The sequence below is a fragment of the Streptomyces sp. SolWspMP-5a-2 genome (assembly GCF_900091845.1).
Lineage (GTDB): Bacteria > Actinomycetota > Actinomycetes > Streptomycetales > Streptomycetaceae > Streptomyces > Streptomyces doudnae.
In genome coordinates this window covers 33,737-60,683 of sequence record NZ_FMCI01000168.1, presented here as the reverse complement: position 1 = coordinate 60,683, position 26,947 = coordinate 33,737, and the positions used below count along the sequence as shown (strand labels likewise).

The 26,947-nt window shown below is 74.4% G+C and carries 18 protein-coding genes; 15 read left to right on the top strand and 3 right to left on the bottom strand.

Going from position 1 to position 26,947, the window contains the following annotated elements; genetic code table 11:
* Nucleotides 1-455 precede the first annotated feature (455 nt).
* The 3 genes from GA0115242_RS17615 to ccrA are packed head-to-tail and all read left to right on the top strand — an operon-like array spanning nucleotide 456 to nucleotide 14,375.
* The gene (locus GA0115242_RS17615; RefSeq protein ID WP_093829501.1) at nucleotides 456-9,266 is read left to right on the top strand and encodes a non-ribosomal peptide synthetase; all 8,811 of its coding nucleotides are present in this window, start codon (nucleotides 456-458) and stop codon (nucleotides 9,264-9,266) included.
* A complete protein-coding gene (locus tag GA0115242_RS17610) occupies nucleotides 9,259-13,095 on the top strand; it encodes a type I polyketide synthase (protein WP_093829499.1) in 3,837 nt (1,278 codons plus the stop codon). Before GA0115242_RS17615 ends, GA0115242_RS17610 begins: the two co-directional genes overlap by 8 nt.
* A gap of 53 nt (nucleotides 13,096-13,148) precedes the next feature.
* Nucleotides 13,149-14,375 (top strand): crotonyl-CoA carboxylase/reductase, encoded by a 1,227-nt coding sequence (gene ccrA, locus GA0115242_RS17605; RefSeq protein ID WP_093829497.1) that lies wholly within the window; start codon nucleotides 13,149-13,151, stop codon nucleotides 14,373-14,375.
* 101 nt (nucleotides 14,376-14,476) lie between these two features.
* On the opposite strand, the gene GA0115242_RS17600 is transcribed toward ccrA, so the two are convergent.
* The 3 genes from GA0115242_RS17600 to GA0115242_RS17590 are packed head-to-tail and all read right to left on the bottom strand — an operon-like array spanning nucleotide 14,477 to nucleotide 16,918.
* A complete protein-coding gene (locus GA0115242_RS17600) occupies nucleotides 14,477-15,175 on the bottom strand; it encodes an enterobactin synthetase (protein WP_161353183.1) in 699 nt (232 codons plus the stop codon).
* A 4-nt stretch (nucleotides 15,176-15,179) separates the two neighbouring features.
* Complete coding sequence (locus GA0115242_RS17595; RefSeq protein ID WP_093829495.1) at nucleotides 15,180-16,664, bottom strand: class I adenylate-forming enzyme family protein; 1,485 nt, start codon at nucleotides 16,662-16,664, stop codon at nucleotides 15,180-15,182.
* Nucleotides 16,664-16,918 carry an acyl carrier protein gene (locus tag GA0115242_RS17590; protein WP_093829493.1) on the bottom strand — a complete coding sequence of 85 codons (255 nt, stop codon included), beginning with the start codon at nucleotides 16,916-16,918 and terminating at the stop codon, nucleotides 16,664-16,666. Before GA0115242_RS17590 ends, GA0115242_RS17595 begins: the two co-directional genes overlap by 1 nt.
* Before the next feature lie 343 nt (nucleotides 16,919-17,261).
* On the opposite strand from GA0115242_RS17590, the gene paaA reads away from it, so the two are divergent.
* From paaA to GA0115242_RS17530, 12 genes are all read left to right on the top strand, one after another.
* Nucleotides 17,262-18,317 (top strand): 1,2-phenylacetyl-CoA epoxidase subunit PaaA, encoded by a 1,056-nt coding sequence (gene paaA / locus GA0115242_RS17585; protein ID WP_237549123.1) that lies wholly within the window; start codon nucleotides 17,262-17,264, stop codon nucleotides 18,315-18,317.
* On the top strand, nucleotides 18,314-18,649 hold the full coding sequence (paaB, locus tag GA0115242_RS17580; protein ID WP_093829491.1) for a 1,2-phenylacetyl-CoA epoxidase subunit PaaB: 336 nt from the start codon (nucleotides 18,314-18,316) through the stop codon (nucleotides 18,647-18,649). The genes paaA and paaB overlap by 4 nt, the downstream gene beginning before the upstream one ends.
* Nucleotides 18,633-19,430 (top strand): 1,2-phenylacetyl-CoA epoxidase subunit PaaC, encoded by a 798-nt coding sequence (gene paaC / locus GA0115242_RS17575; protein WP_093829489.1) that lies wholly within the window; start codon nucleotides 18,633-18,635, stop codon nucleotides 19,428-19,430. Before paaB ends, paaC begins: the two co-directional genes overlap by 17 nt.
* Nucleotides 19,427-19,933, top strand: a complete 507-nt coding sequence (gene paaD / locus GA0115242_RS17570; protein WP_093829487.1) for a 1,2-phenylacetyl-CoA epoxidase subunit PaaD — start codon at nucleotides 19,427-19,429, stop codon at nucleotides 19,931-19,933. Before paaC ends, paaD begins: the two co-directional genes overlap by 4 nt.
* Nucleotides 19,930-21,087: a 2Fe-2S iron-sulfur cluster-binding protein gene (locus tag GA0115242_RS17565; protein ID WP_093829485.1), complete on the top strand. Its 1,158-nt coding sequence runs from the start codon at nucleotides 19,930-19,932 to the stop codon at nucleotides 21,085-21,087. The genes paaD and GA0115242_RS17565 overlap by 4 nt, the downstream gene beginning before the upstream one ends.
* A gap of 43 nt (nucleotides 21,088-21,130) precedes the next feature.
* Nucleotides 21,131-21,919 (top strand): SDR family oxidoreductase, encoded by a 789-nt coding sequence (locus GA0115242_RS17560; RefSeq protein ID WP_093829483.1) that lies wholly within the window; start codon nucleotides 21,131-21,133, stop codon nucleotides 21,917-21,919.
* Nucleotides 21,920-21,975: 56 nt separating this feature from the next.
* Nucleotides 21,976-22,821: a tryptophan 2,3-dioxygenase gene (locus GA0115242_RS17555; RefSeq protein WP_093829481.1), complete on the top strand. Its 846-nt coding sequence runs from the start codon at nucleotides 21,976-21,978 to the stop codon at nucleotides 22,819-22,821.
* Nucleotides 22,811-23,665 (top strand): alpha/beta hydrolase family protein, encoded by an 855-nt coding sequence (locus GA0115242_RS17550; RefSeq protein WP_256089463.1) that lies wholly within the window; start codon nucleotides 22,811-22,813, stop codon nucleotides 23,663-23,665. The genes GA0115242_RS17555 and GA0115242_RS17550 overlap by 11 nt, the downstream gene beginning before the upstream one ends.
* Complete coding sequence (kynU, locus tag GA0115242_RS17545) at nucleotides 23,662-24,912, top strand: kynureninase (RefSeq protein WP_093829479.1); 1,251 nt, start codon at nucleotides 23,662-23,664, stop codon at nucleotides 24,910-24,912. The genes GA0115242_RS17550 and kynU overlap by 4 nt, the downstream gene beginning before the upstream one ends.
* A gap of 108 nt (nucleotides 24,913-25,020) precedes the next feature.
* Complete coding sequence (locus GA0115242_RS17540) at nucleotides 25,021-25,443, top strand: ATP-binding protein (RefSeq protein WP_093829477.1); 423 nt, start codon at nucleotides 25,021-25,023, stop codon at nucleotides 25,441-25,443.
* 85 nt (nucleotides 25,444-25,528) lie between these two features.
* Complete coding sequence (locus tag GA0115242_RS17535; RefSeq protein ID WP_093829553.1) at nucleotides 25,529-25,822, top strand: hypothetical protein; 294 nt, start codon at nucleotides 25,529-25,531, stop codon at nucleotides 25,820-25,822.
* A gap of 368 nt (nucleotides 25,823-26,190) precedes the next feature.
* Nucleotides 26,191-26,943, top strand: a complete 753-nt coding sequence (locus GA0115242_RS17530) for an iron-containing redox enzyme family protein (protein WP_093829475.1) — start codon at nucleotides 26,191-26,193, stop codon at nucleotides 26,941-26,943.
* Nucleotides 26,944-26,947: the final 4 nt, after the last annotated feature.

Genomic DNA, 26,947 nt, shown 5'->3' with positions numbered 1-26,947 from the left:
TTTCTAGAGGAAAAGGTCAAAAAAGAAGAATAGGAAGTCGGATGCGCCGCGCCGACCGCATAATCGGGGATCCGGTTGGGTAGTCGAACGGTGACTGTGCATTAGCAGCGAGTGGCGCATCGACCTCTCAGGATTTTTCGGTTCGCGCATCGCGTAATTTCCCACACGGCTGCCCGGCGACAGGCATCCCCACACGCCGGTGCGCCTCACTTTAGGGAATTCACTGAAGTCGCTGCCTGCGGGTGGGTCCGGCTTGACCGCGGCGTGGCCGATGAATCAGCGTTATGAACCGTCAGAACCGGTGGTGGAGTGCATGAGCCGGACCTTCGAGCCCTCGGCGTGCGGCCCTCCCCCTCCGTGCGCCGGCCGGTACGGTCGGACCGGCGATCCCCTTCCGACCAGGCCGGATGTTCCCCGAACCGTGTGATCACGGCTTGCCGCGTGAGGGATGTGCCATGTCACTGCACGAGGACGATCGTCGACCGCTGCCCCAGGACCAGCCGTCGACCGATGCCCGACCGCTCGGCGGAGCCCGGCAGCTCACCAGAGCACAGGAAGGGCTTTGGTACGCGCAGCGGCTTTCCCCGGACAGTGCCGCCTACAATACCGGCGAAGCCGTGGAAATATTCGGACCTGTCGATTTTGACCTGTTCGAGAACGCATTGCGACGTACCGTGGGTGAAGCCGACACGTTCGCCCTGCGTTTCCTCGAAACCGATGACGGGCCCCGATACCGGCAGGCGGAGCAAGGATCGGACGACTGGTCATTGCACCGTGTCGACGTGCGCGGCGCGGACGATCCCGAGAATGCCGCCTGGGAATGGATCCGGGCGGACCTCGCGACCCCTGTGGACATCGACAAGGGGCCGTTGTTCTCGCACGCCCTGCTGACCCTCGCGCCCGACCGGCACATCTGGTTCCTGCGGGCCCATCACATTCTGCTCGACGGTTACAGCTACAAGCTCGTCGGGCGACGGCTCGCCGACACCTACAACGCGCTGGCCTCCGGCGAGCAGCCCGCCCCGACCCTGTTCGCCCCCGTCGACCGGCTGCGGACCGACGAGGCCGCCTATCTCGAGTCCGACCGCTGCGAACGCGACCGCGCCCACTGGGCCGAGCGGCTGGACGGACTGCCCGAGCCCGCCCGGCTCACCCGGCGCACGGCCGCCCCGGTCGCCCCGTTCCTGCGCCGCACCGCGGAACTGTCACCCGCCGAGGCCGAGGAACTGGCCGCGGCAGCCGTCCGCCTCGGCGTCTCCCGCACCGACCTCCTCGCCACCGCCGTCCTCGCGTTCCTGCACCGGATGACCGGCGCCGAGGACCTGGTCCTGGGCCTGGCCACCATGAGCCGCCTCGGCAGCGCCGCGCTGCGGACCCCGGGCACCGCCTCCGACGTCCTGCCGCTGCGGGTGCCCGCCACCCCCGGCGAGTCCGTCCAGGAACTGACGCGCGCCGTCGCCGACGAGCTGAAGGCGCTGCGCGACCACCAGCGTTACCGCGGCGAGTTCCTGCGCCGTGACCTCGGCCTGCTCGGCACCGGCCGCCGCATGTACGGGCCGGTCCTCAACATCGTCCCGTTCACCGAGTCCCTCGACTTCGGCGGGCAGCCCGCCATCTGGCACCATCTGTCCGGAGGCGCCGTCGACGACCTGCAGATCTCCGTCCGGCCCGGCACGGAGTCCGGTGGGCTGTGGCTGGCCTTCGACGCCAACCCGGCGCTGTACGAGGAGGACGAACTCGCCCTCCACCGCGACCGGTTCCTGCTGCTCCTGCGCCGACTGGTCGCCGCCGGACCGACCTCGCTGCTGGGCGATCTCGATCTGCTGTTGCCGGGGGAGTCCCCGCGCGACGCGTCCGTCTCCGCCTCCCCGGTCACCGACACCCTTTCCGAGCTGTTCGAGCAGCGCGCCGCCGAGGCCCCGCAGCGGACGGCCGTGACCTGCGAGGGCGACAGCCTCACCTACGCCGAACTGGACGCCGAGGCCAACCGGTTGGCCCGTCTGCTCGTCGAGCGGGGCGCCGGGCCGGGCGAGGTCGTGGCCCTCGCGATGCGCCGGGACCTCGGGCTGCTGCCCGCGCTGCTCGCCGTGCTGAAGACCGGTGCGGCCTACCTGCCGCTGGACACCGGGCACCCGGCGGAGCGGCTGCGGCTGGTCGTCGAGGACGCGCGGCCGGTTCTGCTCGTCACCGACGCCGACGCCACGGACCTGCCGTTCGCCGCCGGTGTCCCCACGGTGCCCCTCGGTGACCCGGCGGTGCGGCACGACCTCGCCCGGCGGTCCGCCGACGCCCTGACCGACGCCGAGCGCGGTGGCCCGCGCCGCCCCTCCGACATCGCGTACATCATCCACACCTCGGGCTCCACCGGCCGCCCCAAGGGCGTACCGGTCCCGCACGCGAACGTCGTCCGCCTCTTCACCGCCACCACGGCCCCCGCCGACGGCGCGCACTTCGACTTCGGCGCGGACGACGTCTGGACGCTCTTCCACTCCTACGCCTTCGACTTCTCCGTGTGGGAGATCTGGGGCGCGCTGCTGCACGGCGGCCGCCTGGTCGTGGTGCCGTACGCCGTCAGCCGCTCGCCGCGGGACTTCCTGGCGCTGCTGCGCGACGAGGGCGTCACCGTCCTCAACCAGACGCCGTCCGCGTTCGAGCAACTCGTCGACGCCGAAGCGGAGTTGCCCGCCGGGGCCGGAGCGCTGCGCTACGTCGTCTTCGGCGGGGAGGCACTGCGGCCCGAGCGGCTGCGCCCGTGGACCGACCGGTACGGGATTGAGAGTCCGGCGCTGGTCAACATGTACGGCATCACCGAGACCACCGTGCACGTCACGCACCACCGCCTCACCCGCGCGGACCTGGACGACCCCCGCCGGGGCAGCGTCGTCGGCACGCCCCTCGCGGACCTCCGGGTGTACCTCCTCGACGAGGCCGGGCGACCGGTGCCGACGGGCGCCACCGGCGAGATGTACGTGGCGGGGCCCGGGGTGGCCGCCGGATACCTGAACCGGCCCGACCTCACCGCCGAACGCTTCCTCGACGACCCCTTCGGGGAGCCCGGCACGCGCATGTACCGCTCCGGCGACCTGGCGCGTCGCCGCGCCGACGGCACCCTCGAATACCTCGGGCGGGCCGACGCGCAGGTGCAGTTGCGCGGCTTCCGCATCGAGCTGGGCGAGATCGAGGCCGTTCTCGCCCGGCACCCGCAGGTCGCGCGGGCCGCCGTCGTCGTCCGCCGCGCCGACAACGGCGCGCGGCAACTCGTCGCCTACACCGTCCCGTCCGGGGACACGGCGCCCCACCCCGGCGACCTCCGCTCGCACGCCGCCGCCCACCTGCCCGAGTACATGGTTCCGGCCGCCTGCGTCCCCGTGCCGGCCCTGCCCCTGACGGCCAACGGAAAGCTCGACGTCAAGGCCCTGCCCGCTCCGGACTTCGCCGCGGCCGCGGCCGGTGCCCGTCCCGCCACACCCCACCAGTCCCTGCTCTGCCGGCTGTTCGAGGACGTCCTGCGGCTGCCCCGGGACACGGTCGGTGCCGACGCCGACTTCTTCGCCCTGGGCGGCGACTCCCTCTCCGCGACCCGGCTGCTGGCCCGGCTGCGCGCGGAGACGGGGATCGAGGTGCCCATCACCGCGGTGTTCGACGGGCCGACGCCGGTCCTGCTCGCCGAGCGGCTCACCGCGCGGGGCGACACCGTCCGTCCGCTGCCCGCGCTCGGCGGCGTCGTCCGGCCGGAGCGCCTGCCGCTCTCCTTCGCGCAGGAACGCATGTGGTTCCTGTCCCGGCTCGACGACGGCGCCGCCACGTACAACATCCCGCTCGTCGTGCCGCTGCGGGCGCCCGTCGACGCGGAGGCGCTGCGGGCGGCCCTCGGTGACGTCACCGACCGGCACGAGGTCCTGCGGACCCTGTTCGCCGAGCACGACGGGGTGCCCCACCAGCGCATCCTGCCGCCGGGGGAGCTGCGGCCCGCTCTGCGGCGGGTGGACTGCCCGGCCGAGGAGATCGGCACCCAGGTCGCCGCCGCCGCGCGGCACCGCTTCGACCTGACCCGCGAAGGCCCGCTCACGGCAGCCCTGTTCGGCGCGGGACCCGAGCGCACCCTGCTGCTCGTCCTGCACCACAGCGCCGCCGACGGCTGGTCCCTGCGGCCCTTCGCCGACGATCTGAGCCTCGCGTACGAGGCCCGCCGCGCGGGCCGGGCGCCCGCCTGGGACGCGTTGCCGGTGCAGTACGCGGACCACGCCGTGTGGCAGCGCGCCCTCCTCGCCCCCGAGCCGGAGGGCCCCGGGCGTCTGGAGCGGCTGACCGCGCACTGGCGCGAGTCGCTCGCGGGCCTGCCGCAGGAGTGCACCCTGCCCGGCGACCGGCCGCGCCCGGCGTCCGCGCGCGGCGGCGGCGCCCACGTCTCGGCGGTGGTGGACGCCGCACTGCACGAGGGTCTGCTGCGGCTCGCGGACCGGCAGAACGCCAGCCTGTTCATGGTCCTGCACGCCGCGGTCAGCGCCCTGCTCGACCGGTGCGGCGCGGGCGAGGACATCGTCGTCGGCACCCCGGTCGCCGGGCGCTCCGAACCCGCCCTCGACGAGGTCATCGGCCTGCTCACCAACACGCTGGTCCTGCGCGCCGACACCGCGGGGGACCCCGCGTTCCGCGACCTCGTCGCCCAGGTGCGCGCGCACGACCTGCGCGCCCTCGACCACCAGGACCTGCCCTTCGACCGGCTGGTGGAGGAGCTGAACCCGCCGCGCCACCCGGCCAGGCACCCGCTCTTCCAGGTCATGCTGGCCCTGCAGAACAACGAGCGGGCCGTCCTGCGCCTCGACGGGCAGGACCTTCCGCTGCGGCCCACCGCCACCGGCACCGCCAAGTTCGACCTCTTCGTCGACGTGCTCGAACGCCACGACGACGCAGGCGCGCCCGACGGCCTCGACCTGCACGTCGAGTACGCGACCGACCTGTACGACACGGCGACGGCCGAGGCGTTCGCGCACGCGCTGCACGAGGTGCTCGCGGCCGTGTGCGCCGACCCGGACGTCCGTGTCCACGCGCTGCCCGCGCCCCCGCCGCGCACCGCGCACCCCGCGACGGACGCAGGCGCTCCGGCCGACGCGCACGAGGCGCTGCGCACGGCCCTGTCCGTCCCCGGCATCCGCGACGCGGTCGCCCTGCCCGCACCGGGGAACGACGGCGGACCCCCGCGCCTGTTCGTCGTGCCGGGTCGGGCGGAAGCGGCCGAGCGCGTCGAACGGCTCCTGGGCGGCGACGGGAGGACCGCGGTCCGGGTCACGGCGGTCGCCGTCCTGCCCCGCACCCCCGACGGTGCCGTCGACGCCGACGCGCTGCACGCCCTGCCGCTCGTCGACCGCACCGCCGCCGACGCCTGGCGCGAGCGCCTCGCCTCCTTCCCCGGCGTCACCGCGGCCGACGTCACGGTCGAGGACGTCCCCGGGGAGCTGGGCCGCCGCCACGTCGGCACCCCGCGCCGCACCGGCCCCGAGGCGACGCACACGCCGGACGGGGACACGTCCCTCGCGTCCCCGGTCCCGGCGTTGAGCGAAGGCCCCGAACTCGCCGGGCCGTCGGTGTCCGGCTGGGCGCAGGCCCTGGTCCGCTCCGCGCAGCGCCCGCACGGCGAGGTCGTGCACGTCCACGCCGACGGCAGCGAGCACCGGCGCGACTACGCGTCGCTGATCACGGAGGCGTCCCGGGTCCTCGGCGGACTGCGCCGGTCCGGGCTGCGTCCCGGTGACCGGGTGATCCTCCAGTGCGACGCGAGCGAGGACTTCCTCGCCGCGCTCTGGGGCTGCATCCTCGGCGGCTTCGTCGCCGTCCCCCTGACCGTGCCCGCCTCGTACGGCGTCCCCTCGGCGGCGCTGGCCAAGCTGGAGGGCATCTGGACGATGCTCGGCCGGCCCTGGATCGTGTGCTCCCCGGACCGGGAGGCGGACCTGCGCGACCTCGCGGCCCGGCGCGACTGGCCCGGTCTGCGGCTGACGACGGCCGACGCCCTGCGCGAGGCGCCGGAGGACCGCGACTGGTACGAGGCCCGCCCCGACGACCTCCTGCTGATGCTGATGACCTCGGGCAGCACCGGCCTGCCCAAGGCCGTCCGCCAGAGCCACCACGCCGTCCTGACCAGGTCGGCCGCGACCGCGCAGCTCAACGGGCTCGACGAGCACGACACCACGCTCAACTGGATCCCGCTCGACCACGTCACCGGCGTGGTCATGTTCCACCTGCGCGACGTCTACCTCGGCTGCCGCCAGATCCACGCGCCGACCTCCTGGATCCTGGAGGACCCGACGCGCTGGATGGACCTCGCCGACCGGCACGCGACCACCGTCACCTGGGCGCCCAACTTCGCCTTCGGTCTCCTCGCCGACCAGGCCGCCCGCTTCCTCGACCGCGCCTGGGACCTGTCGCCGATGCGGCTGGTCATGAACGCCGGTGAGGTCGTCGTGGCGTCCGCCGCGCGCCGCTTCCTGCACGCGCTGAAGCCCTTCGGGCTGCCGCAGGACGTGATGCACCCCGGCTGGGGCATGTCCGAGACCTGCTCGGTCGTCACCGACGCCGTGCTGCCCGGCGAAGCGGACAGCCGCGACGCGTCGTTCGTCAGCTGCGGCCGCCCCTACCCGGGGTTCGCCATGCGCGTCGTCGGCGAGGACGGCACGCTGCTCGACGAGGGCGCCGTCGGCCGGTTCCAGGTCCGCGGCGCCTCCGTGACCAGCGGTTACCACGACAACGCGGAGGCCAACGCCGAAGCCTTCACCGACGACGGCTGGTTCGACACCGGCGACCTGGCGTTCCTGCGGGACGGCGAGCTGTACATCACCGGCCGCGCCAAGGACGTCATCATCGTCAACGGCGTCAACCACTACAGTCACGAGATCGAGGCGTGCGTCGAGGAACTGCCGTGCGTCGTACGCAGCTTCACCGCGGCCGTCGCCGTGCGCGTCGACCCCTCGGCCACCACCGACGAACTCGCGCTCTTCTTCCATCTCGCCCCCGGCCAGGACCCGGCCGCCGCGATGCGCGGCATCGCGGGCAAGGTGACCCGGGAGATCGGCGTCAGCCCCGCCTTCCTCGTCCCGGTCGCCGAGGACGTGATCCCGAAGACCGAGATCGGCAAGATCCAGCGCACCAAGCTGCGCAAGAGCTTCGAGGCGGGCGACCTCGACGAGGCGGTCCGCGCCGCCCAGTTGCTGATGGGCACCGCCGCCACGCTGCCCGACTGGTTCCTGCGCCCGGTGTGGCAGCGGGCCGAGCGGCACCCCTCCCACCCGGGTGCGGCCGGACGGCACACCCTCGTCCTGGCGGAGGACACCGACCCGCCCGCGCTCGACCTCGCGCGGCAGCTCGCCGAGGCCGTGCGGGCGGACGGCGGACTGTGCACCGTGGTCACCCGAGGCGCGGCGTACGAGCGGATCGACGCGGCGCGCTACCGGGTCAGGACCGCGGACGACACCGATCACACGGCGCTGCTGCGGCAGTTGCACGCCGACGGGCGGCCGGTCGACACCGTCGTCCACCTGAGCCGCACGGTGCAGGAGCCCCTGGACGACACCGGCCCCGACTCCCTCCTCGCGCTCGCCCGCGCCCTCGCCGCCCGGCCCGGACAGCAGCGCCCCGTCGGCCTGCTCCACGTGACGGCGGGAGCCCAGGCCGTCGCGCCCGGGGACGACGCCGCCCCGGCGCACGCCATGGCCGGCGCCCTCCTGAAGTCGCTGGGTGAGGAGTTCACCTGGCTGCGCGGAGTGCACCTCGACCTCGACCCGGCCGCCCCGTCGGACCCCGTGGCCGTCCTGCTCGCGGAGACGGCCGGGACGGCGCCCGACGCCGAGGTCGCGTACCGCGGCGGCCTGCGGTACGTACGCCGCCTCGCCCCGCTGCCCGACGAGCCGTCGCGCGCCGAACCGGTCGCGGGCCCCGAGGGGTTCCAGCTCGTCAGCGGGGGCCTCGGCGGCGTCGGCAGCGAGGTCGCCGCGCATCTGCTGAAGACGCCCGGCACCCGCCTGCTGCTGCTGGGCCGCACTCCGCTGCCCGCCGAGGACAGCCGGCCGCGGCATCCGGCCGAGGGCGGCCCCGTGGCCGACCGCGTCGAGGCGCTGCGCCGCCTGCGCGCCCTCGGCGAGGTCCGCTACGCGTGCGCCGACATCACCGACGACGCCCAGGTGCGGGCCGCCGTGGACGAGGCGGCCGCCGCCTGGGGCGCGCCCCTGACCTCGGTGCTGCACCTCGCCGGAGTGCGCGACGAGCGGCCCGTCCGGGACCTCGACCCCGCCTCCTGGCGGCGGGCGCTCGACGCGAAGGTGGCCGGTGCGTGGACCCTGCACCGCGTCGCCGCCGACCACCCGGTGACCTCGTTCCTCACCTTCTCCTCCGTCAACGGCTGGTTCGGCGGCGCCATGAACGCCTCGTACGCCGCCGCCAACGCCTTCCTCGACGCCCTCGCCCTGCACCGCCGCGCCCAAGGCCTGCCCGCGCAGAGCCTGGCGTGGAGCCTGTGGAACGAGCGCGGGATGAGCCGCGGCTACGGTCTCGCCGCGCTCGGCGAGGCCCGCGGCTACCGGGTCCTCGACACTCCCTCCGCGCTGCGCTCCCTCGACCTGGCCCGCACCCTGGACGAGCCGCACCTGCTGATCGGCGCGGACCGCAGCGCCCCCTGGGTGCGCAGCCATGTCGCGGGCGAGGCACGGCAGGTACGCCGCCCGGCCGCGCGGGTCGCCCTGGAGGAGGGCACCGATCTGGGAGCCCTGTACGGCGCGGCGGCCGACGCCGCACGGGCCGCGGGACTCGGCGACGCCTGGGTGCTGCGGTCGGCGGGCAGCGCCGCCCAGCAGGCCGGGCCGGACACGGGGGAGCGGCTGCGGCGCCTGGAGAGCGGGCTGGCCCGGCTCTGGTGCGGCGTCCTCGGCTGCGACCGGGTCGGCCGGGACGAGAACTTCTTCGACCTCGGCGGCAACTCCCTGCTCCTGGTCACGGCCCAGAGCGCGATCACCAAGGAGTTCGGCTGCGAGATCACGGTCGTCGACCTCTTCGCCCACCCCACCGTCCGCGACCTCGCCCGGCACCTGTCGACCCTGACGGAGACCGGGACGGACCCGGCCGACACCGGTGCGGCGGCGCAGGAGCCGGCGGACCGGCACGGGCCCGCGGAGGCCGAGCCGAACGGTCTGGACAAGGCCAAGGAAAAGGCACAGCGGCAGCGCGCGGCACGGGCCCGCCGCACCGCCCGGCACGGGAAGGACCGAGGGAATGCGTGAGACCCCCGTCCCGCAGGAGGGACAGGACGGCTACGACGAGGAGGCGCCCGCCATCGCCGTCATCGGCATGGCGGGACGCTTCCCCGGCGCCGACGACCTGGACGCCTTCTGGGACAACCTGGCGGCGGGCCGCGAGTCGGTACGGCCCGTCACGGACGAGGAGTTCCTCGCCGCGGGCGGCGACCCGGCCGACCTCGACGACCCCTCCCTGATCCGCATGGCGTCGGTCGTCGAGGGCATCGACCGGTTCGACTCCGGGTTCTTCGGCTACAGCCCCGCCGAGGCCGCCGTCGTCGATCCGCAGCAGCGGCTGCTCCTGGAGACGGCCTACCAGGCACTGGAGAACGCCGGATGCCTCGGCCCCGGCGCCGCGGAGGCGGTCGGCACGGTCGGCGTGTACGCGGGCAGCGGCGACAGCCGCTACTACCCGGGCCACGTCCACCCGCGCTTCGCCGGGCAGCCCGGATCGGTGGCGCTCGTGCACGCGGCCACCGCGAACTCCCTCGGCACCCTCGCCACCCGCCTCTCCTACGAGCTGGGGCTCACCGGGCCCAGCGTCTCCCTCCAGACGGCCTGCTCGACCGCGCTCGTCGCCGTGCACACCGCCTGCCAGGAACTCCTCGACTACCGGTGCGACACAGCGCTCGCCGCCGCCGTCTCCCTCAACCCTTCGGCGCGGCTCGGCTACCGGCACGTGCCCGACGGCCCCTTCTCGCCCGACGGCCACTGCCGCGCCTTCGCCGCCGACGCGGCCGGCACCTCCTCGGGCGACGGCGTGGGGGCGGTCGTCCTCAAGCGCCTGGAGGACGCCCTCGCCGACGGCGACCGCGTCCGGGCCGTCATCCGGGGCAGCGCCGTCAACAACGACGGACGCCGCAAGGTCGGCTTCAGCGCGCCCAGTTCGGCCGGGCAGACCGAGGTGATCCTCGCCGCCCAGGCGCAGGCGATGGTCGACGCGGGCAGCATCGGTCTCGTCGAGGCGCACGGCACCGCCACCAAACTCGGCGACCCCATCGAGGTGTCCGCGCTGACCGAGGCGTTCCGGCAGAGCACGGACGACACCGGGTTCTGCGCCCTGGGCTCGGTGAAGACCAACATCGGCCACCTCGGGGCCGCCGCCGGCATCGCCGGGCTGATCAAGGCCGTACTGGCCCTGGAACACCGGCAGATACCGCCGAACCTGCACTTCGACGAGGCCAACCCGCTGATCGACTTCGCCGCCGGGCCGTTCTGGGTGCCCACCGCCCTGGAGGACTGGGCGGCCGGGGACCAGCCGCGCAGGGCCGCCGTCAGCGCCTTCGGCATCGGCGGCACCAACGCGCACGTCGTCCTGGAGGAAGCACCGCCCGCCGCGCCCGCCGCGCCCCGGGCCCCCGAGGACGGCCACCGACTGGTCCTCCCGCTGTCGGCGCGGACCACGGGCGCGCTGCGGGGCCAGGCCGACGCCCTCGCCCGCCACCTCGACCGCCACCCCGGCCTGCGCCTGGACGACGTCGCCCACTCCCTGCGCACACAGCGGCCCGCGCTGCCCCACCGCCTCACCGTGACCGCGGCCTCCCGCGACGAGGCGCTGGCCGCGCTGCGCACCGCCGCGCCCGCCACCCCCGCCCTGACCGGTGAACCCGCCCGGGTGGCCTTCCTGCTGCCGGGCGGCGGCACCCAGTACCCCGGCATGGGCGCGGAGCTGTACCGCGGCCACGCCGTCTACCGCGACATCGTCGACGAGTGCGCGCGCATCCTGCGGCCCGTCCTCGACGCCGACCTGCGCACCACCCTGTTCGACGACCCGGAGCCCGACGGCACCGCCCTGTTCGCGGGCCTAGTGGCGACCGAGTACGCGCTCGCCCGCACCCTCATGGAGGCCGGGGTCCGCCCGGACGCGCTCATCGGGCACTCCCTCGGCGAGTACACCGCCGCCTGCCTCGCCGGGGTCATGGACCTCGACGCCATGCTGCCCCTGGTCACCGAGCGGGTCCGGCTCATCGCCTCGGCGGGCGGGGCGACGGTCGGCGTCGCGGCACCCGCCGAGGAACTGCTGCCGCTCCTCGACGACGACCTGTCCCTCGCCGCGGTCAACGGGCCCGCCGCCTGCACCGTCGCCGGGCACGCCGACGCGGTCGCCCGCTTCGAGGCCGAACTGGCGCGCAGGGACCTCCCGTTCCGGCGGCTGCGCATCCCCGCCGCGGCCCACTCCCACGTCCTGGACCCGGTCCTCGGCACGTTCGAGAGCCACCTGCGCACCCTCACCCTGCGCCCGCCGCGCATCCCGTACGTCACCAACGTCACCGGCACCTGGGTCACCGACGCACAGGCCACCTCGGTCGAGCACTGGCTCGACCACACGCGCCGCACCGTCCGCTTCACCGACGGCGTCACGTCCCTGTGGGAGCGCATGGCCCCGGTCCTCGTGGAGATCGGCCCCGGCGACACCATGACCAAGCTCGCCGCCGCCCAGCTCGCCGAGCACACCCCGGTCACGGTGACGACGATGCGCCACGCCAAGGCCGACGCCCCGGACGACTTCGTCCTCACGGAGGCGCTCGGCCGCCTGTGGAGCGCGGGCGTGGAGAGCGCGCTGCCCCCGGTCCCGGGCACCCCCGGGCGCGTCCCCCTGCCCCCGTACGCCTTCGAACGGCACCGCCACTGGATCGACGCCCCCGGCGCCCGGACGGATCCCGACGCCGCGGACAGCTCCGCCGCGGCGGCGCCGGGCACGGGTCTGGCACCGCGCCCCCGCCTGACGACCGGACACGTGCCGCCGCGCACCGACCGCGAGGAAGCCGTGACCCGGCTCTGGGAGGAGACCCTCGGCATCGGCGGGATCGGCGTCAACGACAACTTCTTCGACCTCGGCGGCGACTCGATGCGCGCCGTCCTCCTCGCCGGACGGCTCCGCAGTGCCGGGGTCCTCGACGTGCCCGCCGCGACCCTGCTCGCCGCGCCCACGGTGGCCGGTGTCCTCGCGACCGCAGAGGACACCGGCGCCGACTCCGCGCCCCCCGGGTCGGCCGCGCTGGGTCCGCTCCTGCCGCTGCGCCCGGAGGGAAGCGCCGCGCCGCTGTTCTGCGTCCACCCCGGCGCGGGCGTCTCCTGGCGCTACACGGGACTGCTGCCGCACCTGGGCGGCGAGCAGCCCGTGTACGGCATCCAGGCCGCCGGGCTCGACGGCACCCGCCCACCGGCGCCGGACGCCGCGGCCATGGTCGCCCACTACGTCGGCCTCGTCCGGGAGGTGCAGCCGGCGGGCCCGTACCGGCTGCTCGGCTGGTCCTACGGCGGTTTCGTCGCCCACGCGATGGCCTGCGCGCTGCAGGAGCAGGGGGAGCGGGTGGAGCTGCTCGCGATGCTCGACGCGCCCCAGCCGCACGGCACCGCCCACGACCCGGACGCCGCGGAACGGCAGGTGGCGGCCCTCCTGACGAGGGTGGCGGGGCTGCCCGCCGGGCAGGGCGCGGACCCGCGCGACGTCGACGCCGTACTCGACCGCATCGACGCGGCGGTCACGGCCGACCGGGCGACCTCCCCCGTGACCCGCGCCGAGGCCGCCGCCATCGCCGAGGTCATGCGCAACAACCTGCGCCTCGCTCCGCAGTTCGCCCCGGGCGTCTACCGGGGGGACGTGCTGTTCTTCAGCGCTGAGGAGGAGACGGACGGGGCCGGGGACCTCGCGGTCATGCCGGGCAAGGCCGACGCCTGGCGCCCCCACGTCGACGGCGCCCTCCACGACCACCGGGTGCCCTGCGGCCACTACGAGATGACCGAGCCCGACCCCATCGCCCGGATCGGCGCCGCCGTCGCCAAGGCGCTGCGGCCGGACGGCACCGCCTGACCCCCCCGCTTCCTCCCCCCCCCGCCACCCGCACCCGTCACGAAGGGCCTCCTGTGCACGCGACCCAGAACCTGTACGAACTCGGCGACGCCCCGCCGCTCGGCACCGCGCCCAAGCAGATGTACGCCTCCCTCATCCGCCAGGAGCGCTACGGGCAGCCCGTCGACGCCTTCCGCACCGAGGTCGTCGACGTCCCGCACGTCGGCCGCGGACAGGTGCTCGTCAAGGTGATGGCGGCCGGCGTCAACTACAACAACGTGTGGGCGGCGCTCGGCGAACCGCTCGACGTCATCGCCGCACGCCAGAAGGCGGGGGCCACCGAGGACTTCCACATCGGCGGCTCCGACCTGTCGGGCGTGGTGTGGGCCGTCGGCGAGGACGTCCGGAGCGTGCGCCTCGGCGACGAGGTCGTCGTCCTCGCCAGCCGCTGGGACGAGGCCGCCGAGGACATCCGCCTCGGCGCCGACCCCGCGTTCTCCACCTCGCAGCGTGTGTGGGGGTACGAGGAGAACTTCGGCTCCTTCGCGCAGTTCGCGGTCGTCGACGACTACATGCTGCACCCCAAGCCGAAGGCCCTGTCCTGGGCCGCGTCCGCCTGCTACATGGCCACCGCAGCGACCGCCTACCGGCAGCTCTTCGGCTGGGACCCGCACACGGTCAGGCCCGGCGACCCCGTGCTGATCTGGGGCGGCGCGGGCGGCCTCGGCTGCATCGCCATCCAGCTCGTGAAGCACGTCGGCGGCATCCCGGTCGCGGTCGTCTCCAGCGAGGAGCGCGGCGAGTACTGCGTGCGGCTCGGCGCCAAGGGCTGGATCGACCGACGCGAGTTCGACCACTGGGGCCGCCTCCCCGACACCTCCGACGAGGAGGCGATGGGCCGCTGGCTGAAGGGGGCGCGCGCGTTCGGGCGACGCTTCTGGGAGGTGCTCGGCGAGCGCCGGGCCCCGCGCATCGTCCTCGAACACTCGGGCGCCGACACCGTCCCCACGTCCATGTACATGTGCGACAACGGGGGCATGGTCGTCATCTGCGGCGGCACCACCGGCTACAACGGCGACGTGGACCTGCGCTTCCTGTGGATGCGGCAGAAGCGCCTGCAGGGCTCCCACGTCGCGAGCGCCCGCGAGGCCCGCGAGATCACCCGCCTCATCGACCAGGGCGTCGTCGACCCGTGCCTGTCCCGCACGTTCGCCTTCGACGAGATCGGCCTGGCCCACCAGCTCATCCACGAGAACCGGCATCCGGCGGGGAACATGGCGGTGCTGGTCGGGGCGCGGTGACCGGCACGGGTGCGCCGTCCGCACCCGCACGGTGACCGGCGGGAGGGGGCGTCAGCCGCGCCCCCTCCGGCCACCCCCGCGGCGCCGGGTGGCGGCCGCGATCACTCCAGCACGCAGCTGAAGACGCCCGGCCCGACCGGGATCACGCACACCCGCACGGCACGGTGCGGGGCCGTGCGCAGCGCGACGCGCAGGGCGTCGCCGCACGACTCGGCCCGCAGGTCACGCAGGCTCCTCGCCCCCGTCCCGCCGGAGCCGGACAGCGCCTTCCACGCGGCCTCCTTGGCCGAGAACAGCGCCGTCACCGGCCACCCGCCGCCCCGCAGCAGCTCCCCCTCGTCCGCGCGGAGCACCAGCCGCGCCGCGCCGTCGGGCAGCGGACGCAGCTCCAGGTCGCAGCCGAGCGGGGTGCCCCGGCCCGGCGCGCGGGCCACGGCGACCGCGACGCCCGCGCTGTGCGAGATCGACGCCGCCCTCCCGGGCGGGAACAGCGGCAGGCGGCCCGCCCGCGGAATCTCGCCGCAGTCGAGCCCCACCGCGCGCAGCGCACGCCGGGCGGCCAGCCGGCCCGCCAGGAACTCGCGGCGCCGGTGCGCCGGCATCTCCGCCGCGGCCGTCTCCTCGGCGGGTCCCGCGGGGACCGCCAGCGGGTCCGCGGTGAGGGCGACACCGAGACCGAGCCCGGCAGCGGCGCACAGGGGCCGCAGCCGGTCGAGCCGCGCGAGGAGCTGGGGCCGCGTACACGGGTCCGGGTGGGCCGTCGACGGCGACGGCCCACCCGGACCCGTGTACGCGGCCACGGCCTCAGGCCCGCAGCAGCTTCTTGATGATCTTCCCGGCGGGGTTGCGCGGCACCTGCTCGATGAACTCGATGCGCCGCGGCCGCTTGTAGGGCGCGAGCAACGTCGAGGTGTGGCGCAGCAGTTCGGGCGCCCCGGCCTCGGTCCCGCTCTCCAGCACGACGTACGCCAGCGGCACCTCGCCGTAGTCCGCGTCGGGCATACCGACGACCGCGGCGTCACGGACGGCCGGATGGGCCATCAGGGCGCGTTCGATCTCCGAGGGGTAGACGTTCTGCCCGGCCCGGATGATGAGGTCCTTGCTGCGGTCCACGAGGTGGATGCGGCCCTCCTCGTCCATGAAGCCGAGGTCACCGGTCCTGACCCAGCCGTCGAGGCGGATCTCCTCGGTGGCCGCCGGATCGTTCCAGTACCCCTGCATGAGGCCGGGCCCGCGCACGACCATCTCGCCGATCTCCCCGCGCGGCAGTTCCCGTCCGGCCCCGTCCACCGCGCGGGCGGACATGCCGGGCACCACGCGTCCGCAGGGGATGCGCGCGGTGACGTCGCCGGGCAGGGGGTGCTCGTCGGGGCCGAGGGTGACGAACGGACCACCGACCTCCGTCATGCCGTAGACCTGGCGGAAGCCGCAGCCGAGCCGCTCCACCGCCTCCGCGTACACGTCGAGGGGCATCGGGGCGGCACCGTAGAGGATCTCCCGCAGCGAGGACAGGTCCGTCCTGTGCGAGCTCTTCGCCTGGAGCATGAACCGCAGCATCTGCGGGACCAGCCACATGTGCGTGGCGCTGTGCTCCTCCACCGCGGCGAGGGCCCGCTGCGGGGTGAACCCCGGCGTCAGCACCACCGTGGCACCGGCGGCCAGGTAGGTCAGGGAGACGACCATGCTGCCGTGGTACAGCGGGCAGCAGTTGACCATGACGATGTCGTCGGTGGGGCGGGCCATGACCAGCCAGCCGAGCGCGATGGCCCGGAACGAGCCGGAGTCGACGGTGACGCCCTTGGCCTGCCCCGTGGTGGCCGAGGTGTGCAGCACGGCGATCGGGTCGGTGTCGGCCACGGCGGGCAGCTCCCGCTCGGCCGCGACCGTGCCGAGCGCCTCGAACCCGGGCTTGTCGAGGGCCAGTCGGATGCGCACCGACGCCGGGAGCGTCGTGTGCCGGTCGAGCAGCTCCGACTCGCCGATGACGGCGACCGCGCCGACCCGCTCGACGATCCCGGCCACCTCGGGAACCGTCAGGCTGTGGTTCAGGGGCACGAACAGCGCGCCGAGCCGGGCGAGCGCGAAGTAGCTCTCCAGGACCTCGATCCGGTCCTTGGACAGCACGGCGACCCGGTCACCGTGCTCGATCCCCGACTCCGCCAGACCGCGCGCGAGTTCGGCCGTACGGTCATGGAACTCGGCCCAGGTGACGCTGCGTTCCTCGTCGACCAGCGCGGTCCGCTCCGGGAAGCACTGGCGGTTGCGTTCGAGCAGCTGGGTCAGCCACATCACGCACCGCCGCCGGCGCCGGCGGTGGACCGCCCGGCGACGAACCGCTCGTAGTCGGCGATCGACCGCAGCTCCTCCATGTCCTCGGCGCCGATCTCGACCCCGAGCCGCTGCTCGACGAGCAGGACCAGACGCACCAGGTCACCGGAGTCGATACCGCTCGCGGCGAGGTCGACGTCGTCACCGATGGCGCCGGGGTCGGCGTACTCGGCGGTACCGGTGAGTTCGACCAGCAACTCCCTGATGGTGCTCATGAGATCCCCTTTCGCTGCGGCACGCCTGCCGCCCTGCGGGCCTGATGTGTCACCCGAAGCAGAGGAGCGCGGGGCGCGTCACACTCCCTCGGCAGGGCGTGACCTTTGTCACGCGGCCGTTGTGCGGGGGCGGGGATAGCGGGGCCCGCTCCCGTCCTCTTTCCGGATGGAGGTTCCGCCGCGCGGCCCGCTCGTGGTCCGTGGCGGCCTGTGGCCGCCCACGGGGCGGTGTCGACGCTGAAGGAGTGGTGCGAGTGCCCAAGCAGTGCGTACGGGGTCCGGCCGGCCGCCGGCCCGGGACGGCGGCGCGGGCCGGCAGCGGGAGTGCCGCGGGCGGTCCGGTATGAGCACGCCCGGGACCTCGGCGGTCGCCGCACCGCAGCACGCCGCCCGGCAGGACGGGCCGCCCGCCCCCCAGGACGCGTTGCCCGCCCACTTCGACGCCCTCATCGCCGCCGGTGAGACGATCGAGCCGCGCGACTGGATGCCCGACGGCTACCGCCGGATGCTGCTGCGCCAGATCGCCCAGCACGCCCACTCCGAGATCATCGGCATGCAGCCCGAGGGCGCCTGGCTGACCCGGGCGCCGTCCCTGCACCGCAAGTCGGTGCTGATCGCCAAGGTGCAGGACGAGGCGGGCCACGGCCTCTACCTGTACTCGTCCGCCGAGACCCTCGGCGTGGACCGCGCCGAACTCCTCGACGCCCTCCACCGCGGCCAGCAGCGTTTCGCGGCGACCTTCAACCACCCGGCCCTGACCTGGGCGGACACCGGCGCCATCGCCTGGCTGACGGACGGCGCCGCCGTCATCAACCAGGCCCCCCTGTGCCGGACCTCCTACGGCCCGTACGCCCGCGCGATGCGCCGCGTCTGCCAGGAGGAGGCCTTCCACGTACGGCAGGGGTACGACCTGATGCGCGCGCTGTGCGAGGGGACGCCCGAGCAGAAGCGGATGGCGCAGGACGCGGTGGACCGCTGGTGGCTGCCCGCCGTGGCGCTGATGTTCGGCCCGCCGGACACCGAGGCGGGCGGGGCCGACGCCCGCACCGCCGCGCTCGGCGCCGCCGTCTCCCGCCGCGCCATCGCCTGGGGCATCAAGCGCCACACCAACGACGAACTGCGCGCGCGCTTCGTCGACAGCGTCGTCCCGCAGGCCGAGCGGCTCGGGCTGACCCTGCCCGACCCGGCGATCCGCTGGAACGAGGAGCGCGGCCACTACGACTTCACCCCCGTCGACTGGGAGACCTACCGCGACGCGCTCGGCGACGACACGCACTGGGCCCGGCAGCGGATCGCGCACCGGCGCGCCGCGCACGAGGACGGCGCGTGGGTGCGGGAGGCGTCGGCCGCGTACGCCGCCCGGGAGGACGCCGACGGCCGCACGGAGGAGCCCGCATGAGCAGCACACCCACCGGCACGGAGCGGGAGGGCGCGCCCGCGTCCTGGGAGGTCTTCCTGCGGCCCCGCCGGGGCCTGTCGCACCAGCACATGGGATCGGTCCGGGCGGACGACGCCGACATGGCCCTCGGCCGCGCCCGCGACCTCTACGTCCGCCGGGGCGACCCGCTGTCCCTGTGGGTGGTCCGCTCGGACGCCGTGCACGCGGTCTCCCCGGCCGAGCGCGACCCCTACTTCGGCAACGCCCGGCACAAGCCGTACCGGTACCCGGAGCAGTACGCCCCGCTGACCGGACCGGACGAGAGGGGGTCCGACGGTGACCACGACCAGTGACACGGCCGCGGAGACCGCCCGCACCGGCCAGGACCCCGATCTCGCCGCGCACCTGCTGCGCCTCGGCGACGACGCGCTCGTCCTCGGCCAGCGGCTGTGCCAGTGGATCACCCGGGCGCCGACGATCGAGGAGGACCTGGCCCTCTCGAACATCGCCCTCGACCTGGTCGGCCACGCCCGGACCCTGTACACCCGGGCCGGCGGGCTCGACGGGACCGGCCGCACCGAGGACGACTACGCCTTCGCCCGCGCGGACCGCGAGTTCACCAACGCCCTCGTGACGGAACTGCCGAACGGGGACTTCGCGGTGACCGTCGCCCGTCAGCTCGTCTACACGCACTACGCGGTCCTGTACTACCGGGCGCTGGCCGACGGCCCGGACCCCGACCTCGCCGGGTTCGGGGCGCGGGCCGCGACCGAGGTCGCCTTCCACCGGCGGCACGCCGACGACTGGACGCGGCGCCTCGGCCTCGGCACCCCGGAGAGCGCCCGGCGCATGCAGGCGGGCCTGGACCGGGTGTGGCCCTACACCGCCGAACTCTTCGAGGAGGACGACCTGGTGTCCCGCCTCGCCGCCGCCGGAACCGTGCCGGGGCCCGCCTCGGTGCGCCCGTCGTGGGAGCGGGAGGTCGGCGAGGTCGTCGCGGGCGCCGGTCTCACCGTCCCGGCGCCCCGCTGGCAGGCCCGCGGCGGACGCGACGGTCTGCACCTGGAGGAGTTCGGCGTGCTCGTCGCCGAACTCCAGTCGGTGCGGCGCCAGTTCCCGGGAGGCACCTGGTGAGCGCGTACCGCCGCTCCACCGAGGAGGTCCGGGCCCGGGTCGAGAGCGTGCCCGACCCCGAGCTGCCGATGATCGGCCTCGGCGACCTCGGCGTCGTCCACTCCGTGGCGCCGGACGCGGACGGCGTGCTGGAGGTGCAGATCACCCCGACGTTCCTGGGCTGCCCCGCCCTGCCCGCCATCACCTCCGCCGTCGAGGAGGTCCTCGCCGCCTGCGGCCACCCCGACGGGCGCGTACGGCAGGTGCTCGCACCAGCGTGGACGACGGAGCGCATCACCCCGGCCGGGCGGCGGAAGCTGGCGGCGCACGGCATCGCGCCGCCCGTCCCCGCCGACGCCACCGGGCCGGGCGGACCCGTCACGGTCGCACTGGGCAGCGTCCCCTGCCCGCACTGCGGATCGCGGGCCACCCGGCCGCACAGCGCCTTCGGCGCCACCCGCTGCCAGTCGGTGCTGCGGTGCACGGCGTGCCGGGAGACGTTCCCGCACATGAGCACGGTATGAGGCTTCCCTTGGACGACTTCGCCCCTCCGGACACGGACGCCCCCGCTCCCGGCCCCCGGGCGCCGCGGCCCCGGCGCACGGGCTGGCACCGGCTGACCGTCACCGGCGTGCGCAGGCTGACCGAGGAGGCGGTCGCGGTCACCCTGCGCGTCCCCGACGACCTGCGGGACACCTTCGCCCACCGGCCCGGCGACCACGTCGTCGTCCGGCACCGCCGCCCCGGACACGAACTGCGCCGCAGCTACTCGGTGTGCCCGCCGCCCGGCGACCCGGACGCCTTCCGGCTGGTCATCAAGCGGGGCGCCCCCGACGGCTACGGCGCGTACGCCACGACCACCCTGGCCACCGGGGACACCCTCGAACTCGGCCCGCCCGGCGGCACCTTCGCCCTGCCGGAGCTGCCCGGCGCGCACCACGTGCTCATCGCGGGCGGCTCCGGCATCACCCCGCTGATCACGATGGCGGCGGCGGTGCTGCGCGAGGACCCCGCCTGCCGGGTCTCCCTGGTCCACGCGGTCCCCACCACCGCGACGGCCCTGCTGGCGGACGAACTCGCCGAGCTGAAGGACGCGTTCGTCGACCGGTTCACCGCGCTGCACGTCCTCACCCGCGAGGACCGCGGCAGCGAACTGGTCAGCGGACGCGTCGACACCGCGAAACTGCCACGGCTGCTCGCCGCGCTGGACGCCCGCCCCGGTCCCGGCACGGCGTTCGCGCTGTGCGGTCCGGACGGGCTGATCACGGAGACGCGACAGGCGCTGCTCGATCAGGGCGCCGACCCGGCGGCCGTCCGCTCGGAGACCTTCACCGCGCCGTCCGGGACGCCCCGGACTCCGGAGCGGGAGGGCACGCCCCCTCCGACGCCGGCGCCCGGCGCCCGGATCACCGCCCTCTTCGGCGGTCGCCGTGCCGCCGTCACCACGGAGCCGCGCGAGGACGTCCTCCTCGACGCGCTGCTGCGGGCGCACCCCGACGTGCCGTACGCCTGCCGCGAAGGGGTGTGCGGCACGTGCCGCGCCAAGGTCCTGACCGGCCAAGTGGACCTCGCGGGCGGGCAGTACGCCCTCGACACCGAGGAACTGGCGGCGGGCTACACGCTCGTCTGCCGCGCCCGGCCCCGCACCGCCGAGGTCACGCTCGACTTCGACGCGTGACCGCCCCCGGAACCGACACACCCGTACGTGACAGGAGACTGAGTTGACCACCGACATGCGGCACGAGGGCAGGACCGCCCTGGTCACCGGCGGCAGCCGCGGCATCGGGCGGGCCATCAGCCGCCGCCTGGCCCGCGAGGGCGCCCTGGTCGCGGTCCACTACGGACACGACGAGACGGCGGCCGAGCGGACGGTCGGGGAGATCACCGCCGAGGGCGGCCGCGCGTTCGCCGTCCGGGCCGAGCTGGGCGTGGCCGGCGACGCCGTCACCCTCTGGGAGGCCTTCGACCGCGCCCTGGCCGAGCAGGACGCCGGACCCGGCCAGGGGACGGGGCTCGACATCCTCGTCAACAACGCCGGGATCACCGTCCCGCGCCCCATCGCGCACGTGACCGAGGAGGACTACGACCGGGTCTTCGCGATCAACACGAAGGCGCCGTTCTTCATCATCCAGCACGGTCTCGACCGGCTGCGCGACGGCGGCCGGATCGTGAACATCTCCTCCGTGGCCACCCGGGTCGGCTTCCCCGCGATCGTCTCCTACACCATGACCAAGGCCGCCCTGGACTACCTCACCCTCAGCCTCGCCACGGAGCTGGGCCCGCGCGGCATCACGGTCAACAGCGTCGCGCCCGGCTTCACCGAGACGGAGATCAACCCCACCCTCAGCGTTCCGGAGATCCGGCAGCGCTACTCGGACGCCTCCGTCTTCGGCCGTCTCGGCCAGCCCGCGGACATCGCCGACGTCGTGTCGTTCGTGGCGAGCGACGACGCCCGCTGGGTGACCGGCCAGTGGATGGACGCCTCGGGCGGCGTCCACATCGGCGTCTGAGACCGCGGTCCGCACACCGCACCGCCGCTCAGCCGCACCGCCGCACAAGGAGAGCCATGACCGACAGCCTGTCCGCCGTCGCCGAGCCGGCCGCGGACCCGACCTCGACCGAGCCCCTCGAGGGCCCGAGCCCCTACGACACATACGTGCACGCGTCCGTGCTGAACGCGCTCCAGCAGCCGCTGACCGAAGCGGCGGACGAGATGGGCTTCCTCGTCACCACGCAGGTGATGGAGCTGTGGTTCACGCTCGTCGTGCACGAGTGGCAGGCGGCCGGGGAGGCGTTCGCCAAGGACGACCTCGACGCCGGGACGGACGCGCTCGTCCGCAGCGCCCGCGCCCTGACCGCGCTCAACGCCTCCTGGAAGCCCATCGCCGCGCTGACCCCCATGCAGTTCAACGCGTTCCGGGAGGCGTTCGGCAGGGCCTCGGGTTTCCAGTCGGCCATGTACCGGCGGCTGGAGTTCCTCCTCGGCCAGAAGAACGCGGGCCTGCTGAACAACCACCGCGGCGACCCCCTGGTCCACGAGGCGCTGGCCGAGACGTACCGCGCGGCCTCCCTCTACGACGAGGTGCTGCGCTTCCTGCACCGGCGCGGACTGCCCGTCCCGGAGCACGTCGTGGAACGGGACGTCACCGCCCCGTACGCGTCGGACCCGGGGGTGGTCGCGGCATGGCGCGAGATCTACGCCGCGCCCCGCCACGAACTGCTGGCCCTGGGCGAGCAGCTCACCGACATCGCCGAACTGGTGGCGCGCTGGCGCTTCGACCACATCATGGTCGTCCGCCGTGCCATGGGCGCCAAGCCCGGCAGCGCCGGCTCCTCGGGACTGGCCTGGCTGGAGCGGCGCGCGTCCCTCCCGGTCTTCCCCGAACTGTGGCAGGTGCGCGGTGAGCTCTGAGACGACGGGGACCGGCACGGGGACCGAGAGGACGATCTCCGCGTTCGCGGCCGAGGAGGAGCGGCGGGTCCTGAGCCTGAAACCGGTCCTGGCACCGTCGCACGGCCGCTACGGGGACCACCCCCACCAGGTCTACGACGCGTGGCCGTCCGACGACCCCGACGCCCCGCTGGTGATCCTCCTGCACGGCGGATACTGGCGCTACGACCGGATGCACCTCACCCCGTTCGCGGCCTACCTCTCCCAGCAGGGCTTCGACGTCCTGCTCCCCGGATTCCGCAGGTCGGGCGGCGCGGGTGGCTACCCGGAGACGTTCGACGACATCGCGCGGATCGTGGCGACCCTGCCGAAGGGACGCCCCTACGTCCTCGCCGGCCACTGCTCCGGCGGCCACCTCGCCCTGTGGAGCGCGGCCCGGGGGCTGCTGCCCGCCGACTCGCCCTGGCACACCACAGGCGACCTGCCCACGGGCGTCCTGGCGCTCGCCCCGCTGACCGACCTCGCCGCGACCAGGCGCGACGACCTGAGCAACGGCGCCGCCGTCCAACTCCTGGGCGGCGAGGCACTGTTCGCAGAGCGCCTGGAAGCGGTCGACCCGCTCACCCTGCTGCGCGGGGCGGGCACCACCGGGGTGCCCACCGTGCTCCTGCACGGCGCCGTCGACGAGGAGGTGCCGCTCACCCAGTTCAGCGACTACGCGGCGGTGCACCACGACCTGCGGACGATCACCCTGCCCGGCACCGGCCACTACACGCTCATCGAACCGGGAGCGCCGGGCGCCCGCGCGGTCGCCGACACCCTCCGGGAGATGGCGGCCGCCCACAGGAAAGAGGTCCGACCGTGACGACCGCTGCCGCCACGATCGGCGACGAGGCCGCGAAGCTCGACGCCGACGACCCGCTCGCCCCGCTCCGGGACCGCTTCCTGCTGCCCGGGGGAGTGGTCTACCTCGACGGCAACTCCCTGGGGCCGCTGCCCGCCGCGGTGGCACCGGTCCTCACCGACGTCGTGCACCGCCAGTGGGGAACCGGCCTGATCAGGTCGTGGAACGAGCACGGCTGGTGGGACGCGCCCCTGAGGGTGGGCGACGCCATCGGCCGCCTCATCGGCGCCGCCGCCGGGCAGACGGTCGCGGGCGACTCGACGAGCGTGCAGTTGTTCAGCGCGCTCGGCGCCGCCGCCGCGCTGCGCCCGGACCGCCCGCTCCTCGTCACCGACCCGGGACACTTCCCGACGGACCGCTACCTGGCCGAGGCGGTCGCCGGCCGCGAGAGCCTGGAGGTCAGGCACGTGGCACCGGCCGACCTCGACGGATTCCTCGCGTCCGAGGGGCACCGGGTCGCCGTCGTCAGCTACTCGCCCGTCGACTTCCGCACCGGCGAGCTGTACGACATGCGGGCCCTGACCGACGCCACGCACCGCGCGGGCGCGCTCGTCCTGTGGGACCTGTGCCATGCCGCCGGCGCGCTCCCGGTGGACGTCGACGAGCTGGGCGTCGACCTGGCCGTCGGCTGCGGCTACAAGTTCCTCTCCGGAGGACCGGGCGCCCCCGCCTTCCTGTACGCGGCCCGCCGCCACCACGCGGCACTCACGACGCCGCTGACCGGCTGGACCGGCCACGCCGAACCCTTCGCGATGTCCCCCGACTACGCCCCGGCGCCGGGCATCGCGCGGGCCCGCATCGGCACTCCGCCGATCCTGTCCCTGCTCGCGCTCGAAGCGGCGCTGACGGCGTTCGACGGTGTGGACCTCGCGCAGATCCGCGCGAAGAGCCTCTCCCTGACGGGCTACTTCCTGCGCTGCGCCGAAGAGTTGCTGACCCCTCTGGGCTTCGAGCCGGTGACCCCGTCCGACACGGCGCGCCGGGGCAGCCACGTCTCCCTCCGCCACCCGCACGCCTACGGCCTGGTGCAGGCCCTCGCGGCCCAGGGCGTGATCGCCGACATGCGCGCCCCCGACCTGCTCCGCTTCGGCGTCAACGCTCTGTACACCACCCACCAGGACATGCTCACCGCCGCGGTACGCCTGCGGGACGTCGTACGCGACGACGCCTACGACCCGGCGCCGCAGCCATCGGGCCGGGTGGTCTGAGGGCGTGAGCGCCCGGCACAGTTCGCCTGCGTCAATCGCGCGTCGCGGGGCACCCGGTGTGTTCCACGGCGCATGACGTCGAACGCGGTGTCTACAAGGGGAGTCGCAATGGCGGAGGAGACGTCACTGAAGGCGGTGGGCTGGGTGCGTTCCATTCCCATGGACTGCAGCCTCGCCGAGGCCCGCAAATGGACACGGGATCACCTGGACTCCCTGAAGTGGGCGCACGACGCGCACGATGTGGTGGACTCCGTCCTGCTGACCGTCTCCGAACTGGTCACCAACGCGCACGTCCACGCGCGCAGCGACGCCCAGCTGATCCTGCTGTGGGACGAGCACTGCCTGCACGTGACCGTCCATGACGGTTCGTCCGATCTCCCCGCGCCGCGACAGCCCTCCTCCGACGTTCCGGGGGGCCGCGGACTGCGGATCATCGACACGGTCGCCGACAAGTGGGAGACGTACCGCTGCTCCCGAGGAAAGGACGTCACGGCCTGCTTCCAGCCCCCCGTCCCCGCCAACGGCACCTGAGACGCCCCTGCACAAGGCCGGTCCGTGGCGGCACGGAGCGATGTCGCCGTCGTGTCTGCCCGGGAAGGGCGTCGTTGACCCGGTCATGAACAAGATGATCAAGCGTGGGCTGCTGACGGCCGCGGCCCTGTCGGCCACCGTGGCGGCAGGCACCGCCCCGGCCTTCGCCGACAACGACAGCAACTTCGGAAGCGGCGTGAACGCCGCGAACAACTGGAACTTCACCGCGGCGGCCGTGTGCCTGCAGGAGGTCGCGGTCGTCCCCGTTCTCGGCGACTACGTGAGCGACCACGCCACCGACTGCGCGAACGGCAACGTCATCGACCACAGCGCACGAGCCCTGGCCGGACCCGCGGTGGAGTCGCTGACCGGCCCCTGACACGGGAGCGGCCCGGAAGCCCGCCGTGCCACCCCGCGCGCAGGGTGGCACGGCGGACACGCACCCTCCGGGGAGCGGCGCCCGCACGGCGGTCCGAGGCCCCTCCGGACCTCGGCGACCGCATTCCGCGCCCCGCGCACAAGGGCGCGCGGAACCCTCCCCGCCCCCGCCCCCGGCCCTCCCGGCCACAGAGCCTCGCGGTATCGGTCATTCCGGCGGGCTCTTCCCGTGGGGTCTCCCGCGATGCCGGATTTCTGCCACGCTGGAATCGGTGCGACAGGCCGGTCGACGAGGCGGACGCGGCCCGGTCCCGGCAATCTCAGGCCATGAGCCAGCCATGAGTCAGCCAAGAGTCAGGGGAGCAGCACATGTTCGTGTCAGCGGTGAGGAAGCAGGTCGACGGTTCCCTCGACGAGGTCCGGAACCATCCGCTGGTGGCCTCCGCGGCGGCGGGCACGCTGCCCCGGGACGCCGCGCACCGGTGGGTCTTCTGCGCCGGGCGCGAGTCCCGCAGCTTCCCCTGGATCCTGCGGGAGTTACTGGCCTGGACGGACGACGACAAGGTGCGTCGCATCCTCCAGGAGAACCTCGACGACGAGCTGGGTTCGGGCGATCCCCGGCACGCGCACTTCCTGCACTACCTGCACCTCCTCGACGGGCTCGGGGTGGCGCGCGAGGAATTCGACACCTACGCGGAGCGCGCCGGGATCTCCCTGGCGCTGAGCCTCGCCTTCAACGTGGCGAAGTCCCGCAGCACCGGCCGCGCCATCGGCTACATGCTCGTCAACGAGGCGATGACCCCCGTCACGTACAACGCGGCGCGCCAGGCGCTCACCCGGCACCACCCGGAGCTGCGCACGGACTTCTTCGACCTGCACATCGAGGTCGACGACCAGCACGTCGCTGCCCTGTACGAAGCCGTCGAGGCGCTGCCCGACGACGAGGAGCGGGAGCTTCGGTTCGGCATCGCGCTCGGGCGGCGCGGCATGGAGATCCTGCTGGACGAGGCGTACGGCGTCTTCGACGCGCACGTCGAACCGCTGCGGATCACCGACGAGCGGTGGAATCCGCTGAACGGGCTCCCGAGCGGAGCCCCGGACGGGGAGCAGGCGGAGGAGTAGGCGC

Bases quoted from the DNA above. Each gene is read 5' to 3' on its own strand.
- GA0115242_RS17615 (WP_093829501.1), top strand. From the start codon at position 456: ATGTCACTGCACGAGGACGATCGTCGACCGCTGCCCCAGGACCAGCCG.
- GA0115242_RS17610 (WP_093829499.1), top strand. From the start codon at position 9,259: ATGCGTGAGACCCCCGTCCCGCAGGAGGGACAGGACGGCTACGACGAG.
- GA0115242_RS17595 (WP_093829495.1), bottom strand. From the start codon at position 16,664: ATGTGGCTGACCCAGCTGCTCGAACGCAACCGCCAGTGCTTCCCGGAG.
- GA0115242_RS17590 (WP_093829493.1), bottom strand. From the start codon at position 16,918: ATGAGCACCATCAGGGAGTTGCTGGTCGAACTCACCGGTACCGCCGAG.
- paaA (WP_237549123.1), top strand. From the start codon at position 17,262: ATGAGCACGCCCGGGACCTCGGCGGTCGCCGCACCGCAGCACGCCGCC.
- paaB (WP_093829491.1), top strand. From the start codon at position 18,314: ATGAGCAGCACACCCACCGGCACGGAGCGGGAGGGCGCGCCCGCGTCC.
- GA0115242_RS17565 (WP_093829485.1), top strand. From the start codon at position 19,930: ATGAGGCTTCCCTTGGACGACTTCGCCCCTCCGGACACGGACGCCCCC.
- GA0115242_RS17555 (WP_093829481.1), top strand. From the start codon at position 21,976: ATGACCGACAGCCTGTCCGCCGTCGCCGAGCCGGCCGCGGACCCGACC.
- GA0115242_RS17540 (WP_093829477.1), top strand. From the start codon at position 25,021: ATGGCGGAGGAGACGTCACTGAAGGCGGTGGGCTGGGTGCGTTCCATT.
- GA0115242_RS17535 (WP_093829553.1), top strand. From the start codon at position 25,529: ATGAACAAGATGATCAAGCGTGGGCTGCTGACGGCCGCGGCCCTGTCG.
- GA0115242_RS17530 (WP_093829475.1), top strand. From the start codon at position 26,191: ATGTTCGTGTCAGCGGTGAGGAAGCAGGTCGACGGTTCCCTCGACGAG.